The organism is Candidatus Frankia nodulisporulans, from assembly GCF_902806475.1.
GTDB lineage: Bacteria > Actinomycetota > Actinomycetes > Frankiales > Frankiaceae > Frankia > Frankia umida.
Map to the genome: position 1 here is coordinate 1 of NZ_CADCWS010000134.1, position 11,471 is coordinate 11,471.

Here is an 11,471-nt window from a genome sequence, read left to right on the forward strand (position 1 = left end):
ACCATGACCGGTGGGACCATGACCGGTGGGACCATGACCGGTGGGACCATGACCGGTGGGACCGGTACCCGGGCCGCTGGTGGCCGCACCGGACGGGCCGAACGTTGCCTGGGGCTGGCTGCCACCCAGCCGCCCCGATGCCGGCACCCCGTCGGCCGAGGACGTGTAGGCCCCGGGCCACGACCCCGGTGCGCCGGAGGCCGCCGACGCCTGGGCGGTTCCGGTGCCGGAATCCACCGGCCCGCCTGGCGACGAGCCGTACGCCGACGGGTCGGATCCGGCGGAACCGAATGTCGCGGTGCCACCGAACCCTGGGTCGCCACCGAGCGTCGAGGTGCCGCCGAAGCCCGGGTCGCCACCCGACGTCGAGGCGCTGGCGGATGCCGAGTCACCGGCGGAGGCGGTGGGGCCGAACGAGGACGGACCACCGGCGGCCCCGAAGGTCGGGCCGGAGCCGGCGCGGGCGAGGTCGGTGACGGCTCGGTCGATCTCGTCGGAACCCAGGACGGCACGCAGCCGCAGGACCGCGCCGATGATCTCACCCTGCTGGTGGCGCAGCACGTCCAGGGTGGCCGCGGCCCGGGCGATCTGCTCCTGTAGTTCGAGGTGGCGGGTGTGGGCGATCTGGCGGCTTTCCTCGACCGCGTCGAGCAGCAGCTTCTCGGCCTGTTCGCGGGCCTCGCGGACGATCGGGTGGTTGGCGCCGGCGTCCTCGATGACCTCTTCGAGGGTCGACTCGGCGATCCGGCGGGCGCCTTCGATGATGTCCTCGGCCTCGCGCTGGGCGATCGCGAGCATCTGACCGATGCGGGTGCCGGCGGAGGCGGTATCCGTACCCGCTCCAGCGCCGAACCCGGCCCCCGCGCCACCGGCCGCACCACCGGCAGCCGAACCAGCGGCAGCCGAACCACCAGCAGCGCCCGGGCCACCGGTGCTCGCCGTGGCCTGACGCTCCCGTTCGTGGCGTAGGGCGCTCTCGGCGGCCGCGGCGCGCGAGGTCACCGAGCTGGCGTAACGCCACAGCGTAAGGAGGTAGTCATCCACCTGACGCGGGTCGTAGCCGTGGGCGACCTCGTCGAAGGAGGGCCGTTCGTCAGCGGATCCGGGCCCGGTACCGCGGTGGTGCGACCCCATCCATCAGCTCCCTGTAGGTGGGACGGGTTCAAGGTCTACACCAAGCAGTGTGTCAACCAGCCGGGAGACCAGTGCGGGCGCCTCCCCTCCCACGCCCGTCATGCCACCAGAAGGCCAAGCGCGCGAGACCCCACCTGCGGTGTCACCGCCAAAACGACTTATTTCGGCAACCACCCCGGACGCGGGCCGCCCGTCGGCCAGCGCGGCGTCCGCCCAGGCGTCGACGGCGGCGAGGGCACCGGGGGCGTCCAGGTCGTCGGCGAGCCGCGCACGGACGGCGGCGAGCACGCCCGTGGCGTCCGGGCCGGTGGGCAGGGCCACGGCGGCCCGCCAGCGCGTCAGGCGGGCCGTGGCCGCGCTCAGACAGGCGGGGGTCCACTCCCACTCGCTGGTGTGCTGGTGGTCGAGCAGCGCCAGCCGGACGGCGGCCGGGTCCGCGCCCTCGCGTCGCAGACGGGAGACGAACTCCAGGTTGCCCCGCGATTTCGACATCTTGTGGCCGTCCAGGCTGACCAGGGCGGTGTGCACATAGCTGCGGGCGAACGGACGGGCACCGGCCGCGACCTCGGCGTGGGCGGCGCTGCACTCGTGGTGCGGGAAGGTCAGGTCGGCACCGCCGCCCTGGAGGTCGACGACGCCGCCGAGGTGGTGGCGGGCGATGGCGGCGCACTCGATGTGCCAGCCGGGCCGGCCGGGGCCGAACGGTGAGGGCCACGACGGCTCGCCGGGACGGTGCGCCCGCCACAGCAGCGGGTCGAGCGGGTCCTTCTTGCCGGCACGGTCGGGGTCACCGCCACGTTCGGCGCACAGGGCGAGCATCTGCGGGCGGGACAGCCGGGAGACCTCCCCGAACCCGGTGGCGGCGGCGACGGAGAAGTACACGTCGTCGTCCACCTGGTAGGCGGCTCCGAGCTCGACCAGTTCGGCGACCATCGTGACGATCAGCTCGATGGCCTCGACGACCCCGATGTAGGCGTCCGGCGCGAGGATGCGCAGGACGGCCATGTCCTCGCGGAACAGGGCGATCTCACGGCTGGCGAGATCACGCCAGTCGATCCCGTCCCGCTCGGCGCGCTCGAGCAGGGGATCGTCCACGTCGGTGACGTTCTGCACATATCGGACGTCGTGGCCGGCGTCGCGCAGCACCCGCTGGGCCAGGTCGTAGATCAGGTAGGTGAAGGCGTGGCCGAGATGCGTCGCGTCGTAGGGCGTGATGCCGCAGACGTAGAGATGCGCGGTGGGCCCCGGCGCCAGGGGGCGGATCCGACCGGAGGCGGTATCAAGAACACTCAACGGCCCGCCACGGCCGGGAAGGGGACGTACCGGGGGAGATGGCCACGCCTGCATGCGTGTCAGCGTAACCGCGAACGGTGGGTCCGGCGGCGGCAAGACGGGTAACCGCGACGTAATCGACCTGCGCAAACATGCCGCGCCGGGAGGTCAGAACGGCGGCCAGGGGATGGGAGGCCAGTCACCGGAGGGCAGCGGGAAGCGACCGGTGTCCAGCAGACCGTCCAACCGGGCGTCCAGCGCGGTGAGCTCGGTGACGGTCAGCAACGGTTCGAGGCGGCGCCCGAGGTCCCCGGTGAGCAGCTCCGCGAGGCCGCGCAGCAGCGCCGTCTCCTCGGCGGACAGGCGCCGGCCACGCCACGTCCACAGCAGGGTGCGCAGCTTGCCCTCGGCGTGGAACGTCACGCCGTGATCGATGCCGTGGACGCGCCCGGACGGCGCGGGCAGCAGGTGGCCGCCCTTGCGGTCGGCATTGTTGATCACCGCGTCGAACAGGGCGATGCGGCGCAGCTGCGGGTCGTCCGAGCGGGTGAGGGCGACGAGGTCGACGGTGACGTCGGTGTCGATCCACAGCTGGACCATGCCCGGGCCGAACGGGCCGTCCCGCATGATCGTCGGTGGCACGATGCCGAGGCCGAGCGCCGCGGACACCTCGTAGGCGGCGAGCTCGCGGGCGGCCAGGGTGCCGTCGGGGAAGTCCCACAGGGCGCGTTCGCCGCGGATCGGCTTGTAGACGCAGCGACCGGAGCTCCCCCCGGCGGCGATCTCGCAGTACAGGGTGGCGTTGCTGGCGTCGGTCATCCGCCCGGTCACGGTGAGTTCGCCCGCGGCCAGCAGGTCGAGGGCGCCGTCGAGTTCGAGACCGCCGCAGTCGAGCGGGTCGAGGGGCTGGCGTCGCCCCGGCCCGAGGTCGGTCGGACCCACCGCGGTATCGCCCATCAGCCCAGTGTGTCCGGCCGGTACCCGGACTGTCCCCGACCGGACGATGTGAGCCAGCTCTCTATGCGGGCGGCGGAACCCATGCGCCCGCTCCGCCGCCGATCACCGCGTCCGGGTCCACCTCGTCCGCCTTGACCGGATGCCCGTCGCCCCCCTCGGACGTGCCCGGCCCACCGGCCCCCTCGGACGTCGACGTCCCGCGGGACGCACCACCGCCGTCACCCGCACCGCCGTCCGTGGCCGCACCGTCCGTGGCCGCGGCGGGGGGCGGGGGGAGCAGGTCGGTGACGTCTCCGCCGACGTCGTTGAGGCGGCGCACCAGCGGCAGCCGCTCCCCGTAGCGGATCACCGTCAGTGAGCACGGGTCGATGGTGATCCGGTGGTAGAGATCGAGGTGGATACCGAGGGCGTCCGCGACGATGGTGCGGATGACGTCGCCGTGCGAGCACAGCAGCCAGGTGGCGTCCGGGCCGAGGCGCTCGTTCCACTCCCGGACCGCGGCGACCCCGCGCGACTGCGTGTCCCGCAGCGCCTCCCCCTGCGGGCCGGGGAACACCACGGCGCTGGGATGGCTCTGCACCACCTTCCACAGTGGTTCCTTGACCAGTTCGCTGAGCTCCCGACCGGTCCAGTCGCCGTAGTGGACCTCACCGAGGCGTTCGTCGACGGTGACCTCCTGCCGCCCGCCGGGGGTGGCCGGTTCGTCGGGGCGGCGCGCGGCGATGGCCTGCGCGGTCTGGTGGCAGCGGTCCAGCGGGCTGGACACGATCGCCGCCAGCGGCACCGGGGACAGCCGGGTCCCCACCGCCGCGGCCTGCGCGGCGCCGCGCTCGTCCAGGCCCACGCCCGGCGTCCAACCCAGCAGGAGTTTGCCGGTGACGGCGGTCAGGCCGTGCCGGACCAGCAGAACCGTGGTCACGCGTCGTCCCTTTCGCCGGAGGTTGCGCTCACGCTACCGAGTGGGCATCGACCGGTGCCGGACGATCCGTGGTTACGCTTCCCGGCATGCCCGACGCGTACCCGAGCAGCACCGCCGTGGCCCCGACCCCGCCCGGCGACGAACAGAGCACCGATCCGCACGCGGTGTTCGCCGCCTTCCACGACGCCGGCCTGTGGCCGGGTCTGGGCCGCACCACCGGCGCCCGGCTGGCCGCCGCCGGCATCAGCCTGCCCGAGCATGTCGACGTCGGACGCCTTGGCCAGGTGGAGGGTGTCTCCGGCCCACGGGCCCGCCGGCTGGTCGACAGCTTCCGCTCCGCCGCGGCCACCTACGCCGTCGTCGAGCTGCTCGTCGGGGCGAACCTTCCGGCGCGGCTGGCCCGCGCCGCCGTCGAACGGCTCGGCCCCACCGCCGCCGACGACCTGCGGGCCGACCCGTGGGCGCTGCTCACCGCGGACGCCGAGATCACCCAGGCCGACCGCTTCGCCCGGCTACGCGGCCGCCACCGCGACGATCCGCTGCGCGGCCCGGCGGTGCTCGCCTACCTGCTCAGCCGGGCCGCCGCCCGCTCCGGGGACACCGCCGCCCCCGTCGAGCCGGTGCTCGCCGCCGCCACCCGGGAGGGCGTCGCCGACCCGCGGATCGCCTTGGCCGCCGCCTTCGAGGACGGACGCATCCTCGCTGTCGGCGACCGCATCGCGCTCGAGCGCTACGCGATGGCCGAACAGCTGATCGCCGACGGCATCGAACGCCTCATCGCCACCGCCGAGCCTCTGCGCGCCGACCAGCCACGCGCCCGCCGCCGGCCCGACTCCACCGACGACGACGCGGTGACCCCGGCCGTCCCCGTCCCGCCGCCGGCGACCGAGCTGAGCTTCGACGACGGCACCGACGACACCAGCGACACCGAGGACACCAGCGACACCGACGACGACGAGGACACCGACGGCGACGCCGCGGGTCTCGACGGCGGTGCGGACGGCCAGGGGGGCGCGGCCGGCGGTGGTTCCGGCGCGGCCAGGGACGCCGACGACGCCGTGCACGGGCTGGACGAGGTGCAGCTGCGCGCCGCCCACGCGGCGCTGGAGTCGGGGGTGAGCGTGCTCACCGGCGGCCCGGGCACCGGCAAGAGCCGCACCGTCGCGGCCGTGGTCCGGCTGGCCGAGGCGGCCGGCGCCGAGGTGGCGCTCGCCGCACCCACGGGACGGGCCGCCAAGCGCCTCGAGGAGCTCTGCGACGCACCGGCGAGCACCCTGCACCGCCTGCTCGGCGCCCAGGGCCGCGGCGCCGGTTTCGCCCGCGGCGAACACAATCCGATCGACGCCGACCTGGTGGTCGTGGACGAGGCGTCCATGCTCGACGCCGAGCTCGCCGCCGCCCTGCTCGACGCCTGCGCCGACGGCACCCACCTGATGTTCGTCGGTGACCCCGCCCAGCTGCCGAGCATCGGCCCCGGCCAGGTCCTCACCGACCTGCTCGACTACGGCCTGGCCCGCGGCCCCGCCCTGGCCGGCCCGGACGGCGCCGACCCCGAGGACGACCCGGCCGACCCGTATCCGCGGGGCGAGGTACCGGTCACGGAACTGCGCCGGCTCTACCGCCAGGTGGACGGCGGGGGTATCGCGACCCTGGCGGCCGCGGTCCGCGGCGGTGAGCTGCCGCCGCCCGCGCCGGACGCCGGCCGGGAGGTCGTCGTCGTGCCCGCGAAGAGCTCCGGCGAGGCCGCCCACCGCACGGTGCAGCTCGTCACCGACTCCATTCCGCGGGCCCTGGGCATCCCGGTCGCCGACATCCAGGTCGTCACGCCCGTGCACGCCGGTCCCGCCGGCACCACGGCGTTGAACGCGGCCCTCAAGCGTGTCCTCAATCCCGGTACGTCCGGCCCCGGAGCTGGGGGCGGCGGTCGCTCGACCGCGGCGTTCGACATCGGTGACCGGGTGGTGGCCACGGCGAACCACGTCGACATCGGGTTCGCCAACGGTGAGATCGGCACGGTCGTCGCACTCGGCGATCGTGGCGGGCTGCGGGTCGCCTTCCCCGGCGGGACGGTCGAGGTTCCCGTCGGTCTGCTCGCTGATCTGCGCCTGGGGTGGGCGGTGACGGTGCACCGGGCCCAGGGCAGCGAGTGGCCGGCCGTCGTCGCCGTCTTCCCCCCGGAGGCCGGGCGGATGCTCACCCGCCCGCTGATCTACACGGCTCTGACCCGGGCGGCGAGCCACCTGTCGATCGTGGCGGTCAACGGCCCGGCCGTCCGCCACGCCGTGCGCACCTCCGGCGGACGGCGGCGGGTGACGTCACTCGGCCCGCTGCTGGCCGGCCACGAGGCCGGTGAGTTCGAGGACGACTCCGACGACGATCTCGAGGACGACCTCGACGACACCGTCTGACCCCCGCCACACCGTCTGACCCCGCCACCCGCGCCGGGTCGACCTTCGGCGGAAACCCGATCCGACCCGACCGGGCCGGTGGCCCCACGGCCAGCGGAACTGTACCGTTTCGTTCCCGGACGACAGTGGTGACGGTGGGGTGAGGCCATGGCAGACGGTGGTGACGGGGCTCGTCCCGGGAGTACGGCGGCGACGCGGGTGCGGCCGGCGGGTAGCCGGCGGCTGAGCGCCGAACGGGTCGGGGAGATCTACGCCGACGTGATCGAGATGCTGATCGAGGTCGGTTACGCGAACCTGACCATGGACGGGATCGCCGCCCGGTCCCGGGTCAGCAAGGCCACGCTCTACCGGCAGTGGCAGGGCAAGGCCGATCTGGTCGCCGAGGCCCTGCGCCACGACAACCCCCCGCCCGCCCGCATCGACACCGGCAGCCTGCACGGCGACCTGCTGGCGATGACCACGGTCCTCGGTGACGTCGCCCCGACCGACGCACCGCTGCTGGCCAGCCTCGCGCACGCCAGCTATCTCGATCCGGACCTCGGTGCGGCGTTACGCCGCCGGCTGTTCGCCCCGTTCCACGCCATCCTGTGCGACATCCTCAACCGCGCGGTGGAACGCGGCGAGATCCCACCCGGTAGCCCGGCCCTCGAGTTCGGCCCGCTCGTCTTCATGGCGATGATGCCCGGCCGGGCCCTGTTCGAGGGTGTCCAGGTCACCCCCGAGTACCTCGTCGGATTCGTCGATCACATCCTGCTGCCGGCGCTGGTCGGATCGTCGCCGACGGCGTCGCCACCGGCCGGGCCGTAGCCGGCGCCCTGGCCGCCGACGCGCCGCCTTCCCGAGATGCGGATCCCCGGGTCCGTCGACACCACACAGGTTAGCGACAACACACAGGTCAGAAGGGTGATCAGCTCATGAGTCAGCTCGCAGGCGAGGTCGCCGTCGTCACCGGCGGTGGCCGCAACATCGGACGCGCGATCGCGCTGCGCTTCGCCGAGGAGGGCGCGGCGGTCGTGGTCACCGCCCGCCACATCGCGGAGATCGAGGAGACGGTCGCCCTGATCCGGGCCGCCGGCGGGCGGGCCGCGGCCCGTCAGGCCGACGTGACCGACCTGGAAGCGCTCAAGGGTGTCCTGGACTTCGCCCGGTCGGAGTTCGGACCGGTCACCGTACTGGTGAACAACGCCGGTGGTGGTGGCCGCGGCACGTCGGGCCGGTTCAGCCTGCTGGAGCCCGAGGGCATCCTGCGTGGGGTCAACCTGAACCTGCTCACCCCGATCTACGCCAGCCGTCTGGTGCTGCCCGACATGCTCGAGGCCGGGCACGGGCGGATCATCAACGTGGCCAGCGGCGCCGGCATGATCGGCATGGCCTACCAGGTGCCCTACGGCGTCTCGAAGACGGGCCTCATCCGGTTCTCCGAGATACTCGCCCTGGAACTGCGGGAACACAACATCTCCGTCTTCTCGATCACGCCCGGCAATGTGCTCAGCAAGCTGACCCAACCCATGTGGCCCCACCGCGACGAGCTCATCAACAACCCGCCGGAGGACTTCCCGAAGGTCTTTCCCGCGGGTCATGCCCTGGAGGACGAGGGCTGGTATCCGGCGGAGCGCTCGGCCGAGCTGTGCCTGTTCCTCGCCTCCGGCAAGGCGGACGCGGCGACCGGACGGTTCTTCTCCGTCCACTACGACGAGCATGAGATCGTCGCGCAGGCCGAGCGGGTGGAACGCGAGGAGCTGTACGCGCTGCGCATTCCGACCCTGAACGGGCTGGAGCCCTCGATCGACTACCGCAGGCCCAGCCCGCCGGACGAGGCCGCCGGCAACGGCTGACCGAGAGGTCGCCCACGTTGCCACCCTCGATGTGGCAGGGGTGTGTCCCCGTCTGGGATGGTGGGTCCCCGGGGACAGCCCGGTGGCCGTACGGTGACCGCCGGATGACAAGCTGAGGGTGCGGCGACGAGGCCGACGTCGCCGCGGTTGGCGCGCCCCGCCCCGGGCGCGTGCACGCCCCGGGCAGGAGGCAAGATCGTGCGGCGAGAGGATGGGTAGCGTTCCCATCGTGGATGCAGACGCGGCGGGCAGCAGCGAGGCCGCTCCGGGACCGGCGCTGCTGCCCGGCCCCCGCGATCCCGGGCGCCCTCGACCTCTCGAGGGCAGGCTGTCATCCCTGGAGGGCGGCCCACCATCTGCCCACGGCTCGTCGCCCGAGCCGAAGGTGGCCCAGCCGATCCCGGGGACCGGCCCCACCTCGGACGCCGGCCTGACCCAGAGCACCGGGCTGGCCGGCGAGGTCGCACCGTCCCGTGGCACCGGATCGTCCCGTGGCATCGGGCCGGCCTGGCGGGGACTGTGGGGGCTGGTCCGCGGGCATGCGCACGCGCTGCTGATGGTGGCCGTCGGGTTCGCCGTGGCCGTCGGCGCGGTGCTGCGGTTCGCGACACCGAGCCATCTGTGGCTGGACGAGTCGCTGACCGTGGCGATCGCGTCGCTGCCCGTGCCGGACCTGTTGCACGCGCTGCGCCACGACGGTTCACCGCCGTTGTACTACCTGCTGCTGCACGTCTGGATCGCGGTGTTCGGCGACGGCGATGTGGCGGTGCGGGCGCTGTCCGGTGTGCTGTCGCTACTCACCCTGCCGCTGGCGTGGCTTGGCGGGCGCCGCGTCGGGCGGATCGCCTCCGGTGCGGGCAACGCCGGGTCGGACGCGCCGACCTGGGTGGCCATCGCGACGCTGCTGCTGTTCTCCTGCTCGCCCTACGCCATCCGGTACGGCAGCGAGACGCGGATGTACTCGCTGGTCGTACTGCTGGTGCTGGTGTTCGGGTTCACCGCCGTGCGGGCCCTGGAACGTTCGAGCCTGCCCCAGCTGGGCCTGCTCACGCTCACGACGACCGCGCTGGTCTACACGCACTACTGGACGTTCCTGCTGATCTTCACGGTGGCGGCGTTCCTGCTGTTGCAGGCCCGGCGGCGGCCGTACTACCGGCGGGTGACGCTGCGGGCGTTCGTGGCGATGGCGGCCTCGGCCGTCCTGTTCGCGCCGTGGATGCCGTCGTTCGCCTTCCAGATGCTGCACACCGGTACCCCCTGGGCGCCGAAGGTGCAGGCCCAGGTGCTGCTGGACACGGTGTTCGACTGGGCGGGGCCGCAGTCGACCGGGGCGCTGCTCGGCGTGGTGCTGCTCGGCGGGGCCCTGATCGGGTTCACCGCCCGCCCGGCCGGTGGCCGCGAACTCGCGGTCCGGGTCACCGGACGGGTACCGGGGCGCTATCTCGCGGCGATCTGGCTGGCACCGCTGGTGCTCGCCTACTTCGTGAACGCGTTCGGCGGCAGTGCCTACGCCGAGCGGTACACCGGTATCGCACTGCCGGCGTGTCTGATGCTCGCCTCGCTCGGCATCGCCGTGCTGCCCGGGACGCGGGTGCGGGCGATCGTGCTGGTGCTGGCGGTGGGCAGCGGGCTGATCGGCGGCTGGCAGCTGGCCCGCACCGAACGCACCCAGGCCGGGGAGATCGCCGGTCGGATCGTGGCGCTGGCCCGCCCCGGCGACGTCGTCGCCTACTGCCCCGACCAGCTCGGCCCGGCGGTGCACCGGGCGCTGAGCCGACACGGCCCGCTGACCGTGCGCGAGATCGTCTACGCGGACTCCTCGGGCCCCTCGCTGGTCGACTGGGTCGACTACCCCGACCGGATGCGCCACGCCAACGGCACGGCGTTCGCCGCCGAGGTCAACGAGCTCGCCGGCCCCGACCACGCCGTGCTGCTGGTGCGCGCCGACGGCTACCGGTTCCTCGAGGGCGCGTGCGCGGTGCTCTCCGACCAGCTCGCCACCCTGCGCGACCGCACGGTGCAGGTCTACCAGCGCGACCTCTACGAGGGCGCCTCCCTGGAACGTTTCTCCACCCTGCGCTAGAAGCGGCCCCGGCGCGCCCTGGACCCCACCGCCCTGCACACCCCACCCTGCGCCCCACCATCCGACACGACCTGGGTGGTGGGGCGCTCGAGTGACGAGGGGGTGACCGGGTCGCGCGGACGTCAATCCTCCATAGTACCACGAATCCCTTTCGCCCACACCTTGGGTACGGTACCGTTTCGTTCCCAGGCGGAGTTCGGTGGAACGAAGGGGTGAGACCATGGCGGATGACGGCGATGGGCCTCCTCCCCCGGGGACGGCGCCGACGCGGCCCCGGCCGGCGGGCAGCCGCCGGCTCAGCGCCGAACGGGTCGGTGAGATCCACACCAACGTGATCGCGCTCCTGATCGAGTCCAGCTACGACGGTCTGACCATGGACGGGATCGCCGCCCGGTCCCACGTCAGCAAGGCCACGCTCTACCGGCAGTGGCCAAGCAAGGTCGACCTGGTCGTCGACGCCCTGCACCACGACAACCCGGGGCCCACCCGGATCAACACGGGCGGCCTGCGCGGCGATCTGCTGGTGATGACCGAGGTCCTGGGCAATGTCGCCGCCACCGACGCCCCGCTGCTGGCCGGGCTCGCCCACGCCAGCCATCTCGATCCGGATCTCGGCGCCGCCCTGCGCCACCGGCTGTTCTCCCCGTTCTACGACACCCTGCGCGACATCCTCGACCAGGCCGTGACGCGCGGCGAGCTCGTCTCCGACACCGCCGCGCTCGAGTTCGGCCCGCTCGCCTTCCTCGCGATGATGCCCGGCCGGGCCCTGTTCGAGGGCATCCAGGTCACCCCCGGCTACCTCGCCGGATTCGTCGATCACATCCTGCTGCCGGCGTTGACCTCGGTCCACCCGATGGCCACCC

General features: G+C 73.3%; 9 protein-coding genes. 5 read left to right on the forward strand and 4 right to left on the reverse strand.

The window, feature by feature from the left end; all coding sequences use genetic code 11:
- From G6R24_RS13115 to G6R24_RS13130, 4 genes are all read right to left on the reverse strand, one after another.
- Nucleotides 1–1,134: ATP synthase F0 subunit B (locus G6R24_RS13115; protein WP_163549537.1), on the reverse strand; the 1,134-nt coding region annotated here is incomplete at its 3' end.
- 3 nt (nt 1,135–1,137) lie between these two features.
- The gene (mshC, locus tag G6R24_RS13120; protein WP_163549538.1) at nt 1,138–2,481 is read right to left on the reverse strand and encodes a cysteine--1-D-myo-inosityl 2-amino-2-deoxy-alpha-D-glucopyranoside ligase; all 1,344 of its coding nucleotides are present in this window, start codon (nt 2,479–2,481) and stop codon (nt 1,138–1,140) included.
- 93 nt (nt 2,482–2,574) lie between these two features.
- The gene (locus G6R24_RS13125; protein ID WP_163549539.1) at nt 2,575–3,363 is read right to left on the reverse strand and encodes an SCO1664 family protein; all 789 of its coding nucleotides are present in this window, start codon (nt 3,361–3,363) and stop codon (nt 2,575–2,577) included.
- Nucleotides 3,364–3,424: 61 nt separating this feature from the next.
- On the reverse strand, nt 3,425–4,282 hold the full coding sequence (locus G6R24_RS13130; RefSeq protein ID WP_163549540.1) for a histidine phosphatase family protein: 858 nt from the start codon (nt 4,280–4,282) through the stop codon (nt 3,425–3,427).
- Between the two features lie 86 nt (nt 4,283–4,368).
- On the opposite strand from G6R24_RS13130, the gene G6R24_RS13135 reads away from it, so the two are divergent.
- The 5 genes from G6R24_RS13135 to G6R24_RS13155 all read left to right on the forward strand — a co-directional run.
- A complete protein-coding gene (locus tag G6R24_RS13135; protein ID WP_163549541.1) occupies nt 4,369–6,690 on the forward strand; it encodes an ATP-dependent DNA helicase in 2,322 nt (773 codons plus the stop codon).
- Nucleotides 6,691–6,837: 147 nt separating this feature from the next.
- Nucleotides 6,838–7,497 (forward strand): TetR/AcrR family transcriptional regulator, encoded by a 660-nt coding sequence (locus G6R24_RS13140; protein WP_163549542.1) that lies wholly within the window; start codon nt 6,838–6,840, stop codon nt 7,495–7,497.
- A 107-nt stretch (nt 7,498–7,604) separates the two neighbouring features.
- Nucleotides 7,605–8,525: an SDR family NAD(P)-dependent oxidoreductase gene (locus tag G6R24_RS13145; protein ID WP_163549543.1), complete on the forward strand. Its 921-nt coding sequence runs from the start codon at nt 7,605–7,607 to the stop codon at nt 8,523–8,525.
- A 211-nt stretch (nt 8,526–8,736) separates the two neighbouring features.
- The gene (locus G6R24_RS13150) at nt 8,737–10,608 is read left to right on the forward strand and encodes a glycosyltransferase family 39 protein (protein ID WP_163549544.1); all 1,872 of its coding nucleotides are present in this window, start codon (nt 8,737–8,739) and stop codon (nt 10,606–10,608) included.
- Between the two features lie 220 nt (nt 10,609–10,828).
- Nucleotides 10,829–11,471: TetR/AcrR family transcriptional regulator (locus tag G6R24_RS13155; protein ID WP_225438472.1), on the forward strand; the 643-nt coding region annotated here is incomplete at its 3' end.